Here is an 18,087-nt window from a genome sequence, read left to right on the forward strand (position 1 = left end):
TCAGTACGTCTCCGTTTCGACACCGAGCCGGTCGAAATCCTCGGCGTTTCGCGTGAGGACCGGCTCTTCGACGATATCGGCGGTCGCGCCGATAATCACGTCGCCGTCTCCGACGGGCGTCCCGTCGTTCTGTAACTCGCCCGAGAGCCGGCCCGCCTTTCTCATCACGGCCGTGTCGGCGGGATGGACGGGTTTCGACGCGAGGACGTTTTCGACTGTCTCGCGTTCCGCCTCGGAGTCGGTAACGCGAGCGATACCGTAGTATAGCTCGAAGAGCGTCATCGCCGAAAGCCGCTGCTGGACTAGTTCGTTCTCTAGCTCTCGGGCCGTTTCGACCGCGCCCTCGTCGCCGTTCATCAGGTCGATGAGAAACGACGTATCGAGTAGCACGCTATGCGCCTCGCATCTGATCGGCGGTGTCTTCGAGTTCTTCGCCGCGGCGCGTTCGCCGCTCGGAGACGGCGTCCCGAAGCGCGTCGGCTTCGTCGTCGCTTAGAATACCGGCGAGTTCCAGCAGCGAACGTTCGCCCGCCAATCGGAGTACGACCTCCGAGAACGTCTCGTCCTCGCGTTTGTGAGCCGCGAGCCGCTCGTAGGCGTCCTCGGAGAGACGGATGCTCTTCGACATGTGCATACAGTTGTATGCAGGTGCAGTAAGTTCTTTCGCGGCACCGGAACCTGTCGAGGCTATTCCGCTCGCCCGGGTATCGAGTGCGCTGAACGGCGTATCGAAGACTTGGCTCGTTCGAAAATCGGCTGTGGCCTACGCCAGCGGGAAGAACGACGAGTAGACCAGCACCGCGATGAGCCCGGTCACCGAGATGATGGTCGTGAGGACGGTCCACGTCTTCAGCGTCTCCGCCTGCGTGAGGCCGCCGATCTCCTTGAACAGCCAGAAGCCGGAGTCGTTGTACCACGAGAAGATGTTCCCGCCCGCGCCGATGGCCATCACCAGATACGCCGAGTGGACGGCGAGTTGGCCGGTCAGCGGGGCCATGATACCGGCAGTGGTGAGCATCGCGGCCGTCGCCGACCCCTGTGCGATGCGGATGACGGCGGCGATGAGCCACGCGGTCACGATGAGCGGGATGCCGATCCCCTCGAACGCGCCGGCGATGTACGAGCCGATACCGGACGCCGCTAACAGCGCACCGAACGCGCCGCCCATCGCGGTGATGGCGGCGATGTTCCCGCCGCTCTTCAGCGCCTCGGTGAGTTCGTCCTCCCAGATGGAGCGCGAGATGTCGTTCCAGCGGAGGTAGGTGAGCGCCGCGGCGATGGCCGCGATGGTCAGCGCCACGTTCTTGTCGCCGATGAACGCGACGGCGGGCTTGACGCTCGATAGCGTGGGATACACCGATTCGAAGCTATCGACGAAGGTGAAGGAGGCGACGAGCACGACGGCGAGGATGATCGGCAGGGACGATTCGAGGACGCCCGGAATCGATGCGGAGCTCTGCTTTGCCCGCTCTTCGAGTTCCTCGGTCGTCGTCCCCATCGAGTCCCGGAGCGGGATGTCGACCACGCCGTTGATGAAGCGACCGTAGACCAGACCGCCCATCACGGCCGCCGGGATCGCGACCGCGATGCCGACGGCGATCGTCATCCCGAGGTTGACGCCGATCTCGCTGGCGACGGCCAGCGGGCCCGGCGTCGGCGGGACGAAGACGTGGGCCGTCGCGGCACCGGCCCCGACGACGACGAGGTACAGCGCGTAGTTCTTCCCCCGACGGGCGCGCATCGAGCGCGCCAGCGGCGCGAGGAGGTAGAACACGCTGTCGAAGAACACGGGAATCGCCAGCACGGTACTGCTGCCCCACAGCGCGATGTCGGAGTTCTCCTCGCCGACCACCGACTGGAAGCTGCGGACGATCCGCTGTGCGGAGCCGCTCTCCAGCATCGATTTGCCGATGACGGCGGCCATCAGGATCGGGATGCCGATCCCGGCCATCCCGTTCCCGAACGCCGTCGCCGTTCTCGTGGCGGCCTCCCCGAAAGAGAAATCCTGGACGAACACCGCGTTGACGAGACCGACGGTGAACGCGGCGATCGTCAAGCCGACGAACGCCGGGAGATCCCAGACGACCAGTAGCAATACGACCAAGACGAGCCCGATAGCGAACGTGAGCAACGGGCTGTGAGCGAACTCGACTGCCATGTGCAGGAAGTCAATCATTGTTACCGCATGAAAATGTTTTCAATTGATCGGGTGTATAACGGACGTTTGTTCATGTCGAATATAATATTAGGTTTGAATCAGACATTCTATTCCATTATAATTAGAAGAGTATGTGTCGCTTCCCCTGTCTTTATCAGCGTCGCCTCACTCGACCCCGGTATGAAACGAGCACTCGTCGTCGTCGAACCGACCGAGACCGCGAAGGACCTCGTCTACGAAGCGGGGACGCTCGCCGAGGGCGTAGACGCCGAAGCGGTCCTGCTCCACGTCACTACCGAGGAAGCGTACAGCGCCCGCCGCGGTGCGATGGAGTCCATCCCGGACGCGACGACGAAGTACACCCCCGGCGAGGCCGAAAGGGGGGCGACGGAGTTCGCCGAGGACATCGGCGGCGAGGTTCTCGCCGATCTCGACGTGGAGTACGAGGCCGCCGGTGCCGTCGGCGACGAGGCCGACGAGGTCCTCCAGGCGGCCGAGGCGCACGACTGTGACCACGTCTTCCTGCCGGGTCGGCAGCGCTCGCCCACCGGGAAAGCGCTCTTCGGCGACGCGACACAGCGAGTCATCCTCGACTTCGGCGGTCCGGTCACCGTCGTTACGGAGTGATCAGCAAGCGGCGGACGACGTTTTCGGGCACGCACCGTCGGAGCGCGCCGCGCCGTTCGGAATCACGCTGCTGCTCGCGGGTCACTCCGTTCCCCGCTCGCTTTTCGAGGGCCGCTCCTTTCAGTCGCTCCCCTCGCTATTCCCCGCTCATCGCTTCGCTCGCCATATTCCGCCCCTGTGCGTTCAGGCTGACCTCCGTCCGGGTCCGGACCTTATCGACCGCACCCACGTCCAGGAGCCGCTGATAGATCTCCTCGACCTCGTCGGGCGTCGCGCCGACGAAATCCGCCATCTCGAACGGCGAGACGCCCGAGTACAGCGCCATCAGCACCTGGCTCTCCATCTCCGTGAGTTCGTAGTCGTCCTCGCGGCGGTCGACCACCGCCGAGAACAGCGACTGCAGGGCGTCGGTGTGGTGGCCCATCCCCGAGAAGTGCGTCTCGACGCTGCGGTCCCGTTCGTCGGTGTGTTCGACCTCGACGACGGCGCGCGGTTCGCCCAGCACCGCACTCTCGCTCGTCTCGATGGTCCCCACGTCCTCGATGTCGAAGACAGTCGAGTCGCCGTCGGGGAACTGCAGGCGGACCTCCCCGTCGGCCAGTCGGAAGCGCGCTTTCCCCCACTCGGCGTCGTCCCGGATGACGCCGCCGACGACGGCCGGGTGCCGAGCGAGGATGACCGCGCCCTGTAAGGCGGCCCGGCAGTACTCGAACGCGAAGTCCTCGACGCCCGAGGCGTCTATCAGCAGGACGTTGTTCCCGACTTCGAACGCGGTGGCGGTGGCCGGCGTCTCGTCCGGGACCTCGCTCCCGGGGTCGGCCAGCGAGAGTTTCGAGTGCGGGATCGGCTGTTTTCCGCCGTTGGTCGCCAGCACGAGGCGTTTGTTGGTGACGATGATTCGGCAAGAGCGCCACTGCGGGTCCGTGACCCGCTCGCCGCCGCGGACGACGTACTGGAAGTCCCCGGTCGCGTCGAACACCTTCCGTTCGTCACCACTCATGGCCGCGATCACCCGACAGTTGTCGCCCGGTCGTATATAACTTCCAGCACCGACCTCACAGCGCGACCAGCAGCCCGCCGGCGACGCCGAGACCGCCGAAGAACAGACAGACCAGCCAGAAGGCGACCCGGCGGACGAGACGGACCAGCGCGTCCACCGTGAGATAGCCGACGACGGCGCTGACCGCGAGCGCGGCGACCGCCGCGGTCGGAGTGACGGACGGCAGACCGGTATCGGCGAGCACGAGGGCGTTCGCCGCCAGCGCGGCCGGGATCGAGAGCAGGAAGGAGAGCCGCAGGGAGGACTCGCCCTCGTGGCCGCGCAGCAACAGCGCGCTGACCGTCGTTCCCGACCGCGAGACGCCGGGGAGAATCGCCAGTCCCTGCAGCGCCCCGACGACGACGGCGTCCACGAGATTCGGGTTCTCCCGATCGCCGAGTGACAGCACCGCGGCGAACCGCTGGAGCAGCCCCGTCACGACCAGCAGCCCGCCGACGAACGCGAGAAAGAGGCCGCCGCCGAGCTCCGAGACGACGGTGTCGAGCACGAGATACGCCGGCAGGCCGGTCAGCCCCGTCGCCAGCGTCGCCACGACGAGAAAGGAGAGGTCGGCCGTCTCGTCGGCGAAGGGGCGTCGGGAGAGCGCCGGGAGCGCGGCGAACAGCTCTCGGACCTCGCCGCGGTAGTACGCGACCGCGGCGACGGCGGTCCCGGCGTGTAAGAACAGCGCCAATCGCGTCGCTGCGTCGGGATCTAGCCCCGCGAGCGCCGTCGAAGCGAGCGCGACGCCTCCCTCGCTGGAGACGGGAACCCACTCCAGAACCCCCTGCAAGATACCGAGTAGAACGGCGACGAGTAGCGGATGCACAGTCACGGAGGAGACGGCCGGGAATAAAGGCGGTTCGGTCGCCTCGGCGCGTGGCGGGAGGACAGTATATATCCTCCGCCAGCCAACAGGTGGTATGCAACTGGGTGGTGTCTCCGCGTGGCTCGCCGCGCTTCCGGTCTGGCAGGGGTTCGCCCTGCTCGTGTTCGGCGGATTGGGACTCGCTGCGGTCGTACAGGTCGTCGGCGACCGCGTTCTCAGGCGGCTCACCGACCGCATCGACGGGCAGGTGGACGACATCGTCCTCCGGGGCGTCCACTCGGCGCTGTACGTCACCGTCGCGATCGCCGGCGCGTACGCGGGGACGCAGGTGTACGACGTCTCGCCGGACGTGGCCGTTCCCCTGGAAGCGGGCACGCTCTCGGTGGTCATCTTCGTCTGGATGGTGACGCTGATGCGGATCGGGCGGAAAGCCTCCGCGGCCGCGACCGACAACCGCTACGTCGACCGACAGGTGGTCCCAATTCTCCAGAACGTCTGGAGCGCGCTCGTCGCCGGTCTCGGCGTCTTCCTCCTGCTCGTCCTCTGGGAGGTGGACGTCCGGCCGCTGTTGGCCTCGGCGGGCCTGATCGGCATCATCGTCGGGCTCGCGGCCCGAGACACGCTCGCGAACTTCTTCGGGTCGCTGTCGCTGTACCTCGACGGCACGTACAAGGTCGGCGACTTCGTCGTCCTCGAGACCGGCGAACGCGGCCGCGTCGAAGATATCTCCGTACGGTCGACGGTCATCCGCACCCGCGACGACATCCTCGTCACGGTCCCGAACTCGAAGCTCAGCAACGCCGCCATCGTCAACGAATCGACGCCCAAACAGAAGCGGCGCATCCGCGTCCCCGTCGGCGTCGCCTACGGCACCGACGTCGACGCCGTCGAGGAGATCCTACTGGCCGTCGCCGAGGAGGAAGGGCTCGTCCTCGAACGCCCCAAACCGCGGGTCCGATTCCGCGAGTTCGGCGCGTCCGCGCTGAACTTCGAACTGCTGTGCTGGGTCGGCAACCCCGCCCAGAACGCCCGTACGATTCACAACCTCAATCGAGCGATCTACGAGCGGTTCCGGACCGCGGACATCGAGATCCCGTTCCCCCGGCGCGACGTGTCGGTGTCGGTGACCGACGTGCCGGGCGACCTGTTCCGGCAGTCCGGCGCCGAGCCGTTCTCCGCCGACGGCGGGCGAGACGCGCCCTAGGTCGCTCTATCCGCCGTAATCACCGTAAGGTATTTCAGGATTTGTACGATAGCTCGCCGCATGGTCACGGGGCTGGAATATCAGCTGACCCTGCTCGCGGACGTCATCCAGAAGGGGGTCGTCCAGGGCGTGCTCAGCCCCGAGCAAGCCGAGACGCTCAAAGCGCAACTCGCCGAGTGCAGTTCCCTCGAAGACGTCGACGACCTCTGGGAGCTGCTCGAAGCGGAGTACGACGTGCTCGACTCCGCCGTCTGGGGCGACGACTGAGGAGTGTCGCGGCCCGTCCGTCTCGTTGTACCCGCTGTTCCCGAAGAGAGGTCGAAACGCAGTTACGGGCCGGTCGCTTCGCTCGGAACAATGAGCGTACTAGAGGTCGCGGGGGCCGCACTCGACACCGGCCCGCTCTGTGACGCCTGTCTCGGCCGGCTGTTCGCCGAGCGGAGCTTCGGGCTGACCAACGCCGAGCGGGGCCGCGCGCTGCGCGTGACGCTCGCGCTCGAAGCCGACGAGCCCTTCGAGGCGAGCGAGGACTGCTGGGTCTGCGAGGGCGAGACCGACCGCGTCGACTGGTGGGCCGAACAGGCCGCCACCGCCGCCCGGGGCTACGACTTCGAGACCTATCAGGTGGGGACGAAAGTGCCGCCGCTGTTCGAGGAGAACGACGCGCTCCTGCGGGAGGACGTGGGGCTGGACCCGGAGGCTGGCGAGGCGCTGAAGACGGAGCTCAACCGCGAGGTGGGCAAGCGGATCGGCCGCCTGACCGACACCGAAGTCGAGTTCGGCCGGCCGGACGTGCAGTTCACGCTCGACCTCTCGACCGACGAGGTGGACGTGCAGGTCAACTCCGCGTTCGTCTACGGCCGCTACCGAAAGCTCCAGCGGGACATCCCGCAGACGAAGTGGCCCTGTAACGACTGCAACGGCACGGGGCTCTATCAGGGCCAACCCTGTGACGGCTGTGACGGGACCGGCTATCGCTACGACGAGAGCGTCGAACAGCTCTCCGCGCCCGTCGTCGAGGAGGCGATGGATGGCTCCGCGGCGACGTTCCACGGCGCGGGCCGCGAGGACGTCGACGCGCTGATGCTCGAATCGGGCCGGCCGTTCGTCGTCGAGGTGGACTCGCCCCGGACCCGCGACGTCGACACCGACGCGCTCGAACGCGAGATAAACGAGTTCGCCGACGGGAAGGTCGAAGTCGAGGGGCTGCGCCTTGCGACCCACGAGATGGTCGAGCGGGTGAAGGAACTGGACGCCTCGAAGACCTACCGGATGGACGTCGAGTTCTCGGAACCGGTCACGGAAGAGGCGTTGCAGACGGCGCTGGACGAACTCGAAGGGACGACCGTCGAACAGGAGACGCCACAGCGGGTCGCCCACCGGCGCGCCGACCTCACGCGGACGCGGGACGTCTACGCCGCGAGCGGCGACCTCGTCGACGAGCGTCACGCCGACGTCCGCATCCACGGCGCGGGCGGTCTCTACGTGAAGGAACTGGTCTCCAGCGACGACGGCCGAACCGAACCGAGCCTGGCCGGACTGCTGGGCGTCGACGCCGTCGTCACCGCGCTGGACGTCGTCGACGTCGAAGGCGAGAGCGAACCGTTCGCCAAGCCGGAGTTCTTCCGAGAATAGCGGTTCAGCCGTCGATCTCCGCGGCCAGTATCGCCTCGACGTTATCGCACACGCTCGACAGCGCGGGCCGAACCCGTTCCGTCGCCGCCACGAGATCGTCGGCCTGGTCGTATCGGACGAGGTCGCTCTCCTCTAAGATCGGGACGTGCGTGTGATAGAGCGCGAAGTAGGTGTCCCGGATTCTGTCCTCCGAGACGGCCGTTATGTCCGCTCCGTCCGCCCGTTCCAGAACTAGTTCGGTGAGGTCGGCGAGCGTGAGCGTCTGGTGATCGTGCAGACAGGAGAGCGCGAGTCGCCGCTCTCTGGCGGCCAGCGCGCGGTAGATTCGGTCCAAGTCGCCCATCGTGTCGGTGGTTACGGTTCCACTATATCAACCTTTCCTGTAACGCTCGGCTACCGGCGGTAATCTCGCCGATACGCGCGTTCGACGGGTGCGCTCGCCAGCGGTTACTCGCCGAACCGGCGGCCGCGATGCCGAATCGACGACCGCAACGGCTTTCCTGCCGGCACGGAATCGACCAGCCATGCGATTCGGCGTCGACGAAGCCGGCAAGGGACCCGTTCTCGGGTCGATGTTCGCCGCGGCCGTCCGGGCCGAGCCGGGGAGCCTCCCGGCGGATGTCGGGGACTCGAAGGGCATCGCTCCCGAGCGGCGCGAGCAGTTGGCGACGGAGATTCGGGACGCCGCCGACGCCGTCGCCGTCGCGGAGGTCCCGGTCGCCCGCATCGACGACCCGGAGACGGACATGAACACGCTGACGGTCGCGGCCCACGCGGAAGCGCTCTCGGGCGTGGCGAGCGACGGCCTCGCGGGTACCGTCGACGCGGGCGACACCGACGCCGAGCGGTTCGGCCGTCGCGTGGCCGACCGCGTGGCCGCCGACGTGACCGTCACCGCCGAACACGGGGCCGACGAGACGGACCCGCTGGTGGGGGCGGGTTCTATCGTGGCGAAGGTGGCCCGCGACGCCCACGTCGCGGCGCTCGGCGAGACGTACGGCGACGTCGGATCGGGCTACCCGAGCGACCCGATGACGAGGGAGTTTCTGGCGAACTACGTAACTCGCCACGGCGACCTGCCCGACTGCGCGCGATCGTCGTGGTCTACCTGTGAGGACGTGCTCGCGGCCGCCGAACAGGCGACGCTTGGCGAGTTCTGACAGCTGGAAAGACCCCGCGAACGCGGTTTGGACCTGAACGGGAGATGTTTTCGACGGCCCCTGCGACCGTGCCGGCACACTGTCGGCGTTTAGCCGGGCTTCCACCGGCCTTGTCCGCGTGGACTTTAACTGGGCTCTCACCAGCCTTGCCGACGTACCGGGTTCCCGAACGTCGCTTACGTGACGTCCGGTAGTTGGCCTTGCTACCGATCCGGCCGGCCGGACCGGCGATGGGCCGCGGCGGTTCTCCTTCAGAGCGTTCACCTCGGAATCCTGTGACGGACTGCTCGGTTCTTGCCCCCAACGCGTCCCTTCACGCCCTGTGCGGACGGTTCTGAGACGAGTCGTTCAGTGTATCCCCGCGTTCCAGCGGGAACTGTATATACGTCGCGCGAGAATATAAGTCAATCTAAATTAATTTGTCACACGGTACCAAACGCCAGGGCACGATCGAGACGAAACGAATCCGTCTGCCGACGGGAGAGACGGGAAACGGCGCGATATCGCCCGTTCAGTCCTCGTCTATCACGAGGGCTCGGAGGATGTCACCGTAGGCCGGCCGCGTCACCAGCACGCCGATGAGGACGCCGACGATGGTGATGATAGCGAACCCGGAGAGGTCGCCCAGCGAGAGCACCATCAGCGGACTCATGGCGACGATGGTCGTCGCCGCGGCCGCGCCGATGACCCAGAACGCCTTCCGGAAGCGGTTCTGGAACACGCGGCCGGTCTCGACTTTCCCCTGCTGGAGTATCTCGTCGGCGATGATGATGAGGTCGTCCACCCCCGTCCCGATGACGGCGATGAACCCCGCCAAGTGCGATAAGTTCAGCGGGTACTGGACGAACGCGACGAAGCCCAGCAGGATGAACACCTCCGAGAGCGCCGTCACGATCATCGGCAGCGCGACCTCCGCCCGGCCGTAACGCCCGTAGACCACCAGACTGACGGCGACGACGGCGAGCAGGCCGGTGATCAGTGAGTTCGTCTTGAACTGGTCGGCCAGCGCCGGTTCGAGCGAGCGCGTCTGGGTCACCTGCGGGTCGAAGTTCAGCGGCGCGGGGAGCTGTCCCGCGTCGAGGCTGAGCTTCACCTGCTGGGCCTTCTCCCGGGACGGCACCTCGATGGTCAGCGTCGGGTTCTCGGCGAAGGAGCCGTCGGCGAAGGAACTGCCCAGTCCGGGCTGGACGCTGCCGTTGAAGACGACCTCGTCCTCGTAGGTGACCTGCAGACACTCGACGGGTTGCCCCCTGGCCTGTGCCTGCTGGGGGTTACAGAACCCGCCGTTGCCGAACCCGGCGGCGGCCATCTCCCGCGCGAACGCCTCTGCGGCCCCTTCTTCCATCGTGACCGAGAACGTGTACGACTCGCCGCCGGAGGCGGTCTGCTGCTGGTTTATCGTCCCGGTCCCGCGGATCGCGTCGGCGCCCTGGTCCAGCACGGCCTTGCGGACGTAGGTGCCGTTCTCGGCCGGGTAGTAGGCGTACATCCGGACGATACCCCGGTCTTCGAGGATGCTCCGCAGTTCCTCGTAGTCCTTGTCGGGGGCCGTGATGGCGATGTAGTTGCGCTCGCTGGTGCGGGCCTGGGTCACCGTCCCGCCCGAGAGCGCTGACGTGGAGATCTTCTGGTCGATCGCCTCGACCATCTCCTCGCGCGTCTGTTCGGTCACGCCCTCTCGAACCGTCTCGGGTTGGTAACCTTGGTTTTCGAGCGCCGTCCGCAACTCCGAGGTCGAGACGTTCTTCGAGAACACCTCGACGGTGCCGCCCTCGGCCCGGGGCACGGCCTGGATGTCGATCCTGTCGACGCCGAGGCTGTCGGCCAGCGACTGCTCCAGTTGGGCCCGCTGGGTAGTGTTGGTCGGGATGTCGACCCCCTCGGCCGTGATCCCGACGACGGGCGCGCGGATGCGCGTCCCGCCGTTCAGTTCGATGCCGTACTGGAGGTTCGTCATCCCCTCGGAGGCCGCCGCCGACGAGTTGTCGGCCGCGGGGTTACTGCCCGGCGGGACGCCCGGGACGAACAGCGCCACGGCGCTCACCAACAGGAGGACGATCAGCGCGCCGATGCGCCAGTTCTCGCGTATCGCGCTCATCGGTTGACCCCCTCGTACTTGTACCAGCGAAGCAGCGTCACGTTGAGCATGTACGTGTTCATCAGGTCCGCGGAGAGTCCGAGGACGAGGACGAGCCCGATAGAGGCCATCAGCTCGATGCCGAACAGCGTCGCGGCGACGGCCATCACCGCCATCGCGGCGATCGAGGTGAGCGTCATCGTCACCCCGGTCCGCATCGCCCGGTACGTCGACTCGTAGAACCCGCCGGAGCGCCGGAGGACGTGGTTATTGAGGAGGATGTCCGAGTCGACGCTGTATCCGATCAGCATCAGCAGGGCGGCGACGGTGCCCAGCGAGAGCTTGATGCCGACGAGGTTCATCACCGCGACGGGGATGACGATGTCGGAGAACGCCGAGATGACGATGGCGATGCTCGGGACGAACGTCCGGAAGAAGGCGAAGGCGAGGAGGCTCATCCCGACGAAGGCGATGGCCATCCCGATGACGGCCATCTGCTGGTTCTGTCCGCCGAAGACCGGCGAGACCGAACCGCTTCCGCGCAGCTCCATCTGCCCGTTGTCTATCGCAGTCTGCCGAATCGCCCCCATCTCGGAGGACTCGAACGTGACGATGTACTGCTCGTTCTCCCCGGCGACGCCCTGGACGGAGACGACCGGTTCGTCGAACGAGGCGCGGATCTCCTCCTGTGAGAGCGACGTCTGAACCGTGATTTCGGAGCCACCCGTGAAGTCGATCCCCATCGTGACCGGCGCGCCGGTCAGCACCCACCACCCGGCGATGACCGCGAGGGCCAGCGCCAGCACCGCCAGCGGTATCGCCACCAACTGGCGGTTCGAGTACCGGGTATAATCGACTTCGGGGACCTCGAACGCGACCATGGGCGAGGGGTTGGCACGCCTCCGAATAAGCCTTCCCAATCCCGGATGCCCCGACGGCGGCGAGAGCCGCCTCAGTCCGGTAGATAGCGAACGCTTACCACACCGGCGGCCGTGCGAACTTCGACCCGGTCGACGCCGAGGCGGGCGGCCCGCGAGCGGGTCGCCTCGTCGTCGACGACCTCCTCGGCGGCGGCGTCGGTTCGCTCCTCGGGGACGGTCAGGACGTGGATCTCGCCCTCGCCGGCCCGTTCGCGGGTCGTCACCTCGCCGACGGACTGCTCGGCCGCGAGCTCTTTCGCTCGCGTCGTCGGTGCGAGGTCGACCGTCTCGACGGGAATCGTCCGCTCGTCGGCGATCTCGACCACGGCGTAGGTCACCTCCATCGGCGGCTCCGGTTCGACCGTCGCCTCGACGACCGAGCCGGCGTCCAGCCCGGGGTTCTCAGAGAGCGTCAGGACCTGCGAGTCGGCCACGTCCCGGAGCGTCGCGGAGTCCTCGTCGGCGTGCGTGACCAGGAACGTCCCCTCCTTCGTTGTCATGGGCGACCCTACGACAGCGGCGTTTTTCCGGGTTTCGACCCGTGGTTATCGGAGGAATCGGTGGACGGCGTACAGGAGCGCGGCGGCCGCGAGGGGCGGTGCGAGTCCCGCGAGTTGGGGAGCGGCGTACAGCGCCGCGACGACGGCGCTCCCGGTCGGTTCCTGTAGCTGGGGTGGGACAGAGATAACGAGCCCGACGTACAGCGACGCGACGAAGACGAACCCCGACAGCGCGAGGGCGCGGTCGTAGGTCGCCGTCGACCCGGTGCGGCGGTGTCGCCGCGCGACCAATAGGATCGGGGCCAGCAGGGGCGCGACGACGAGCAGTCCCACGAACAGGAAGAAGGAGCGCGAGAAGGTGAACGTCCCGCCGCGGAGCCCCTCGGAGCCGGCGAGCAGCACGAGCAGGCCGAGCGCGAAGACGAGCGCGATGGCGAGGGTCAACAGCAGCGCCACGACCACGTACCCCTTGAACAGCCACGAGTCGCTCGCGCCCAGCGCGTAGCGGAACGCTCCCGGGAGACCGCTGTAGGACTTCGCCGTCTCATCGGCGGGGACGGCCGACGCGTCTGTCATCACCGTCGCTATGGCGACGAGGTGGTTAAACGCCCCGTTCCCCGGCAGCCGCGAGCTATTTGTAACGCCGAATCGACGGGCCACGTATGCACGTGGACATCGGTGCCGCGCTCGGCACCGTGGCCGAGCCTGGCATCGACGAGGCGGAACTGGAAGAACTCGACGAGCGAGTGGCCGAGGCGCACGAGCGCATCGCGGCGGGCCGGGGCGACGACGAGTTCGGCTACGCCGCGCTGAACCTCCCGGAACGGACCGACGCCGACGCGATCCGGGAGGCCGTTTCCCCGGTCTCGGACGCCGAGTACGTCCTCACGGTCGGTATCGGCGGCTCGGCGCTGGGCGCGAAGACGATCACCGCGGCGCTGGCGGAGGACCCCGAGCGACACGTCGTGCTGGACAACGTCGACCCCGAGCACGTCGAGCGGACGCTCTCTGACCTCCCGCTCTCGGAGACGGCGGTCAACGTCGTCTCGAAGTCCGGGACGACGGCGGAGACGCTGGCGAACTTCCTCGTCGTCCGGGACGTCTACGAGTACCGGGACGTGGACTGGACCGAGCGAACCGTCGTGACGACGGGCGAGTCGGGGCCGCTCCGGGAACTCGCCGACGAGGAGGACCTGCCGACGCTGCCGGTCCCCGACGGCGTCCCCGGCCGGTTCTCGGCGCTGTCTTCCGTGGGACTGGTTCCGCCGGCCATCCTCGGCGTGGATATCGAGGAGCTGCTCGCGGGCGGGGCCGACGCCGCCGACGGTCTCGGCCCGTCGCTGTTCGAGACGCCGGCCTACGCCTACGGCGCGGTCGCCTACGCCCTCGAAGAGCGCGGCGCGGCGGTCAACGCCTTCATGCCCTACGCCGAGCGCCTGGAGGTCTTCGCCGAGTGGTTCGCCCAGCTGTGGGCCGAGAGCCTCGGGAAGGAGGGCCGCGGCCAGACCCCGGCCCGCGCGCTCGGCGCGACCGATCAGCACTCCCAACTCCAACTGTATCGCGCCGGTCCCCGAGACAAGGTCGTCACGGTCGTCCGCCCCCGCGAGCGGGCCGACGTGCCGGTCCCCGACGCCGGTCACGAGTCGCTCTCGTATCTCGCCGGGACCGACCTCGGCGAGCTGCTCGACGCCGAGTACGACGCGACGGTCGCCAGCCTCTCGGCGGCCGACCGACCCGCCGTCGAGATCGAGATCGACAGCCTCGACGCCCGCTCGCTGGGCGAACTGCTGTACGCGACGGAGGCCGCCTGCGTCCTCGTCGGCGAGCTCGCTGGCGTCGAGACGTTCACCCAGCCGGCCGTCGAGTGGGGCAAGCGGGCCGCCCGCGGCCTCCTCTCGGGCGAGGACACCGAGGAGACCCGGACCGTCGACGAACGGCCGAGTTACCTGATCTCCGACGGGGACTGAGACGGGATCCGAGCGACCCGGAGTCCGTACGAGAACGGTCGCTCGTCTGGCACGAGGGGTTTGCTGCGTCGGTCGCGTCGTCGCGCTCAGTCCGCGTGTCGCCCGATCGGTGGGGTCTTGTGGATTCGCCGACTACTGGCCGCTAACTCCCGCTATGGCATTCACCCCTCCGTACGTCTCCGTGGCCGACGGCCGGACTATCGTGACGAGCACCGTCCGTGCGCTGGCGGTCGTCGCGGCCGCCTTCCTCTTCGCGGGGGTGTTCGCACAGCTCGGGCTCTCGCTGTTCGGCATCGGGTCACAGGGGGCGCTGACGCGGTCGCCGATCGCCTACGCGGTCGTGAACGCGCTGTCGTTCGTCGGCTTCATCGCGGCCGGCTACGGCTTCGTCAAACTCAGAGAGGAGGACTCGCTCGTTCACGTTCGCAGACCGACGCCGTCTGACTTCGGTTGGGCGCTGCTTGGCGTCCTCGGCATCTTCCTCAGCGCGCTACTGATGGGCGTCGTCGTTGACCTCCTCTCGGCCGCAGTGGAGGCGGTGTTCGGCACGTCCGTCGAGACCGGCCAGAACAGCGTCATCACCGAGGGGCGGAGCAACCCCGAACTGTTCCTCTACATGATTCCCGTCGCGCTGTTCTTCGTCGGCCCGGCGGAGGAACTCGTCTTCCGGGGCATCGTTCAGGGGCTGTTCCGGCGGTCGTTCGGTCTCGTCCCCGGCCTGCTGCTCGCGAGTCTCCTGTTCGGAATCGGTCACTTCTTCGCGATCAGTTCCGGGAGCGCGTGGACGTACATCCTCGTCGCCGGCGCGCTCGGGCTCGTCCTCGGGGCCGTCTACGAGTACACGGAGAGCATCACCGTCCCGGCGCTGGCTCACGGTCTCTGGAACGCCGGGCTGTTCGCGCTCAACTACTACATGGCGACGACCGGGGCCTCGCTCCCGGTGTGACCCCCCGTACGACGGTCGTCTGACGGGCATTTATGTACGCAGACTGGAAAGACGGTTCACATGACGACCCGGTACACGGTCGCGTGTGACGACGGCCAGGCCCGGGCAGTGGCGGTGCTGGCCCGCCGCTACGGCATCACCGAGGAGGAGGTTCTGAAACAACTCATCGACCTCGGTCTCGAAGACGTCGAAGAGCGAATCGTGTAACGCCGCCGCTGCCCGTCTGTGTCGGGAGCCGCCTACGCGGGGTTCTTCCGCGAGAGCGAACTCCCGCAGATCGGACAGCGGTCGTGGTTCTCGTCGAACTCGCGGCCGCAGCCGGCGCACTGAAAGAGCCAGTCGCGCTGTTCGGAGATGCCCTCGCGGGCGATGACCTCGACGCGAACGTCCAGTTTCTCCGCGACGTTCTGCATGGCGTAGTCGTCGGTGACGAGGCGGGCGTCGAGTTCGAAGGCGGCGGCGACGAGACGGACGTCGGTCTCGGAGAGCTCCGCGAGGTCGCCCGTCTCTCTGGCGGCGCGTTCGATGCGCTCGACGGTGTTCTCCTCGGGGATGTGGAGGTGCATTCCCGACCCTTCGAGGGCGTCGAAGCGGAACGCCGCCTCGCCCTCGAGTTCGTCCTGGACGAGCGGAATCGACGCTATCTGCTCGTCGGTGTGGTACTCGTTGATAAACGCCGAGGAATCGAGGACGTACATCTACCGGTTGACGATCATGTGGTCTTTCACCGCCTTCACGCGTTCGACGGGGATCAGGAGGCGACCCTGGTCGGTGTACTCGAAGTCCGTGTTGCGAAGCGACTCGGCGGGATCGATGACGAGGTTGTACAGCGTCCCCGAGGAGATGTCCATGGTGATGTTGTACAGGCTCCCGATCTCCGTGCCGTCGGTGCCCATGACGTCCTTCCCCGAGAGGTTCTCGGCGAGTATCTCGGCCATACCCCCCTTTCTGAGCGCGGTCACATAAACGCCACGGGCGTCTGACGCCGTCGGAGCGTCGTTTTCGTCCCCGTCGCGGGACGCGCACGAAACCGAATCGGCGTCGCCGGTGCGAGCCGTTCGCAGCGACCGCGCGAGCGCCATGACGACGAACTTAACTACTGCGGACGATAGGATTCGGGTAACTTCTGGGGCCATCTATGTCTGATACCGACGCCACCACAGAGACGGACCACAGCCTCCGGACGCCCATCGTCGCGGTGCTCGGCCACGTCGACCACGGGAAGACGAGCCTGCTCGACCGCATCCGCGGGTCGGCCGTGACGGCGGGCGAATCCGGAGCGATCACGCAACACATCGGGGCCACGGCGGTGCCGCTCTCGGTCATCTCGGAGATCGCGGGCGAACTCGTCGACCCGACGGACTTCGACCTGCCGGGCCTGCTGTTCATCGACACGCCCGGTCACCACTCGTTCTCGACGCTCCGTTCGCGGGGGGGCGCGCTCGCGGACATCGCCATCCTCGTCGTCGACGTCAACGACGGCTTCCAGCCCCAGACGCTGGAAGCCATCGACATTCTGAAACGGACCCAGACGCCGTTCATCGTCGCCGCGAACAAGATAGACACGGTGCCGGGCTGGAACCCCAACGAGGACCAGCCGGTGCAGGCGACGATGGAGGCCCAGTCGGACCGGGTCACCTCGGACCTGAACGAGAAGCTCTACGAGATAATCGGCGAGCTCTCCGATAACGGCTTCTCGGCGGACATGTACTGGCGGGTCCAGGACTTCCAGGCCAACATCGGCGTCGTCCCCGTCTCGGCGGAGACGGGCGAGGGCGTCCCCGACCTGCTGACGGTGATGATGGGGCTCTCCCAACGGTACATGAAGGAGGAGATGGAGATCGACGCGAGCGGTCCCGGCGTCGGAACCGTCCTCGAAGTGAAGGACACCCGCGGGTTCGGGACGACGCTCGACGCCATCGTCTACGACGGTACCATCCGGGCCGACGACACCATCGTCGTCGGCGGTCTCCACGGACCGATCGTCACCGACGTCCGCGCGCTGTTGCGCCCCCGCCCCCTCGAAGAGATCCGGACCGAACAGGAGTTCGAACAGGTCGAGGAGGTCGCCGCCGCCGACGGCGTGAAGATCGCCGCGCCGGACTTGGACGACGCGATGGCCGGCGCGCCCATCCGCGTGGTCCGGGACCGCGACCGGGACGAGGTCGTCGCCGAAGTGCAGGAGGAACTCGCCGAGATAGCGGTCACGACCGAAGACGAGGGCGTCGTTGTCAAGGCCGACACGCTCGGCTCCCTGGAGGCGATCTCCAGTACGCTCGAAGAGGAGGAGATCCCCATCATGCGCGCCGAGGTCGGTGCCGTCGCCCCGCGTGACGTCCGCGTCGCCGAGACGGCCGGCGAGCCGACGCACCAGGCCATCCTCGCGTTCTCCGTCGAGGTGTTAGACGACGCCCGCGACCTCGCCGAACAGGAGGACGTGAAGCTCTTCGAGGACGACGTCATCTACCAGCTCATCGAGCGCTACGACGACCACGTCACCGAGATCGAGGAGGCCCAGCAGGAACAGATCCTCGAGAACATCACGCGCCCGGCGAAGTTCCGCGTCCTCGACGACCACACGTTCCGGCAGTCCGACCCCGCCGTCGTCGGCGTCGAGGTGCTGTCGGGCGAACTCCGCCGCAACGTCAACGTCGTCAAGTGGGAGGGCAACGAGCCGACCCGCGTCGGCCGGCTGAAATCCCTCCAGGACGAGGGCGAGGAGGTCGACGCCGCCCGCACCGGCGAGCGACTCGCCGCCTCCATCGACGGCCCGACGGTCGGCCGCCAGATCGAGGAGGGCGACGACCTCTGGGTCGAGATCCCCGAGAAACACGCCAAGATCCTCGAACAGGAACTCGCCGAGGACATCTCCGTCGACGAGCGGGAGGCGCTGTCGATGTACTTGGAGAACCATCGCAACCGCGACCCCTTCTGGGGGAAGTGAGCGAGCGACGCCGGGGCTCGACTCGGACTGTCCCGACTGCCGAAACCAACACGGTTTTTCCGTCGCTTCGTGTAGGCGTCC

Annotated in this window: 21 protein-coding genes; 9 read left to right on the top strand and 12 right to left on the bottom strand. The window is 67.2% G+C overall.

The features are described from left to right. From GO488_RS12075 to GO488_RS12085, 3 genes are all read right to left on the bottom strand, one after another. Positions 1-390, bottom strand: a complete 390-nt coding sequence (locus GO488_RS12075) for a type II toxin-antitoxin system VapC family toxin (RefSeq protein ID WP_162318077.1) — start codon at positions 388-390, stop codon at positions 1-3. A 1-nt stretch (position 391) separates the two neighbouring features. After that, positions 392-628, bottom strand: coding sequence for an antitoxin VapB family protein (locus GO488_RS12080; protein ID WP_162318078.1), 237 nt, complete (start codon positions 626-628; stop codon positions 392-394). Positions 629-763: 135 nt separating this feature from the next. Beyond that, complete coding sequence (locus GO488_RS12085; protein WP_162318079.1) at positions 764-2,158, bottom strand: GntP family permease; 1,395 nt, start codon at positions 2,156-2,158, stop codon at positions 764-766. A gap of 180 nt (positions 2,159-2,338) precedes the next feature. On the opposite strand from GO488_RS12085, the gene GO488_RS12090 reads away from it, so the two are divergent. Further along, entirely contained in the window at positions 2,339-2,785 is a 447-nt protein-coding gene (locus tag GO488_RS12090; RefSeq protein WP_162318080.1) for a universal stress protein, read from the top strand. 136 nt (positions 2,786-2,921) lie between these two features. Here the strand turns inward: GO488_RS12090 and GO488_RS12095 are convergent, their stop codons facing one another. Next, the gene (locus GO488_RS12095) at positions 2,922-3,785 is read right to left on the bottom strand and encodes a CheF family chemotaxis protein (RefSeq protein ID WP_162318081.1); all 864 of its coding nucleotides are present in this window, start codon (positions 3,783-3,785) and stop codon (positions 2,922-2,924) included. A gap of 55 nt (positions 3,786-3,840) precedes the next feature. Continuing rightward, on the bottom strand, positions 3,841-4,653 hold the full coding sequence (locus GO488_RS12100) for an undecaprenyl-diphosphate phosphatase (protein ID WP_162318082.1): 813 nt from the start codon (positions 4,651-4,653) through the stop codon (positions 3,841-3,843). Between the two features lie 94 nt (positions 4,654-4,747). On the opposite strand from GO488_RS12100, the gene GO488_RS12105 reads away from it, so the two are divergent. From GO488_RS12105 to GO488_RS12115, 3 genes are all read left to right on the top strand, one after another. Further along, the gene (locus GO488_RS12105) at positions 4,748-5,857 is read left to right on the top strand and encodes a mechanosensitive ion channel family protein (protein ID WP_162318083.1); all 1,110 of its coding nucleotides are present in this window, start codon (positions 4,748-4,750) and stop codon (positions 5,855-5,857) included. A gap of 60 nt (positions 5,858-5,917) precedes the next feature. After that, a complete protein-coding gene (locus tag GO488_RS12110) occupies positions 5,918-6,124 on the top strand; it encodes a hypothetical protein (protein ID WP_162318084.1) in 207 nt (68 codons plus the stop codon). A gap of 90 nt (positions 6,125-6,214) precedes the next feature. Continuing rightward, a complete protein-coding gene (locus tag GO488_RS12115) occupies positions 6,215-7,492 on the top strand; it encodes a tRNA pseudouridine(54/55) synthase Pus10 (protein ID WP_162318085.1) in 1,278 nt (425 codons plus the stop codon). Between the two features lie 4 nt (positions 7,493-7,496). Here GO488_RS12115 and GO488_RS12120 read toward each other — a convergent pair whose 3' ends face one another. After that, positions 7,497-7,835, bottom strand: a complete 339-nt coding sequence (locus GO488_RS12120; RefSeq protein WP_162318086.1) for a DUF7344 domain-containing protein — start codon at positions 7,833-7,835, stop codon at positions 7,497-7,499. A gap of 181 nt (positions 7,836-8,016) precedes the next feature. Between GO488_RS12120 and rnhB the strand changes: the two genes are divergently transcribed. Continuing rightward, positions 8,017-8,652, top strand: coding sequence for a ribonuclease HII (rnhB, locus tag GO488_RS12125; RefSeq protein WP_162318087.1), 636 nt, complete (start codon positions 8,017-8,019; stop codon positions 8,650-8,652). A 511-nt stretch (positions 8,653-9,163) separates the two neighbouring features. Here rnhB and GO488_RS12130 read toward each other — a convergent pair. From GO488_RS12130 to GO488_RS12145, 4 genes are all read right to left on the bottom strand, one after another. After that, on the bottom strand, positions 9,164-10,750 hold the full coding sequence (locus GO488_RS12130; protein ID WP_162318088.1) for a preprotein translocase subunit SecD: 1,587 nt from the start codon (positions 10,748-10,750) through the stop codon (positions 9,164-9,166). Beyond that, positions 10,747-11,610 (bottom strand): protein translocase subunit SecF, encoded by an 864-nt coding sequence (gene secF / locus GO488_RS12135; RefSeq protein ID WP_162318089.1) that lies wholly within the window; start codon positions 11,608-11,610, stop codon positions 10,747-10,749. Before secF ends, GO488_RS12130 begins: the two co-directional genes overlap by 4 nt. A 71-nt stretch (positions 11,611-11,681) precedes the next feature. Continuing rightward, the gene (locus tag GO488_RS12140; RefSeq protein WP_162318090.1) at positions 11,682-12,149 is read right to left on the bottom strand and encodes a DUF5812 family protein; all 468 of its coding nucleotides are present in this window, start codon (positions 12,147-12,149) and stop codon (positions 11,682-11,684) included. A gap of 45 nt (positions 12,150-12,194) precedes the next feature. Then, positions 12,195-12,725, bottom strand: coding sequence for a DUF8056 family protein (locus tag GO488_RS12145; protein WP_162318091.1), 531 nt, complete (start codon positions 12,723-12,725; stop codon positions 12,195-12,197). A gap of 86 nt (positions 12,726-12,811) precedes the next feature. On the opposite strand from GO488_RS12145, the gene GO488_RS12150 reads away from it, so the two are divergent. The 3 genes from GO488_RS12150 to GO488_RS12160 all read left to right on the top strand — a co-directional run bounded on the left by GO488_RS12150 (position 12,812) and on the right by GO488_RS12160 (position 15,269). After that, complete coding sequence (locus GO488_RS12150) at positions 12,812-14,116, top strand: glucose-6-phosphate isomerase (RefSeq protein ID WP_162318092.1); 1,305 nt, start codon at positions 12,812-12,814, stop codon at positions 14,114-14,116. Positions 14,117-14,270: 154 nt separating this feature from the next. Further along, positions 14,271-15,062 (top strand): CPBP family intramembrane glutamic endopeptidase, encoded by a 792-nt coding sequence (locus GO488_RS12155; RefSeq protein WP_162318093.1) that lies wholly within the window; start codon positions 14,271-14,273, stop codon positions 15,060-15,062. Between the two features lie 60 nt (positions 15,063-15,122). Next, positions 15,123-15,269, top strand: coding sequence for a CopG family transcriptional regulator (locus tag GO488_RS12160; protein WP_162318094.1), 147 nt, complete (start codon positions 15,123-15,125; stop codon positions 15,267-15,269). A gap of 32 nt (positions 15,270-15,301) precedes the next feature. Here GO488_RS12160 and GO488_RS12165 read toward each other — a convergent pair whose 3' ends face one another. Together GO488_RS12165 and GO488_RS12170 are read right to left on the bottom strand one after the other, a co-directional pair. Then, the gene (locus GO488_RS12165; protein ID WP_162318095.1) at positions 15,302-15,760 is read right to left on the bottom strand and encodes an NOB1 family endonuclease; all 459 of its coding nucleotides are present in this window, start codon (positions 15,758-15,760) and stop codon (positions 15,302-15,304) included. After that, on the bottom strand, positions 15,761-16,000 hold the full coding sequence (locus GO488_RS12170; RefSeq protein ID WP_162318096.1) for a PRC-barrel domain-containing protein: 240 nt from the start codon (positions 15,998-16,000) through the stop codon (positions 15,761-15,763). A gap of 200 nt (positions 16,001-16,200) precedes the next feature. Here GO488_RS12170 and infB point away from each other — a divergent pair, with 200 nt between their 5' ends. Then, positions 16,201-18,006: a translation initiation factor IF-2 gene (gene infB, locus GO488_RS12175; protein WP_162318097.1), complete on the top strand. Its 1,806-nt coding sequence runs from the start codon at positions 16,201-16,203 to the stop codon at positions 18,004-18,006. The last annotated feature ends 81 nt before the right edge of the window (positions 18,007-18,087 follow it).

Source organism: Haloarcula limicola (assembly GCF_010119205.1).
GTDB classification, from domain to species: domain Archaea; phylum Halobacteriota; class Halobacteria; order Halobacteriales; family Haloarculaceae; genus Haloarcula; species Haloarcula limicola.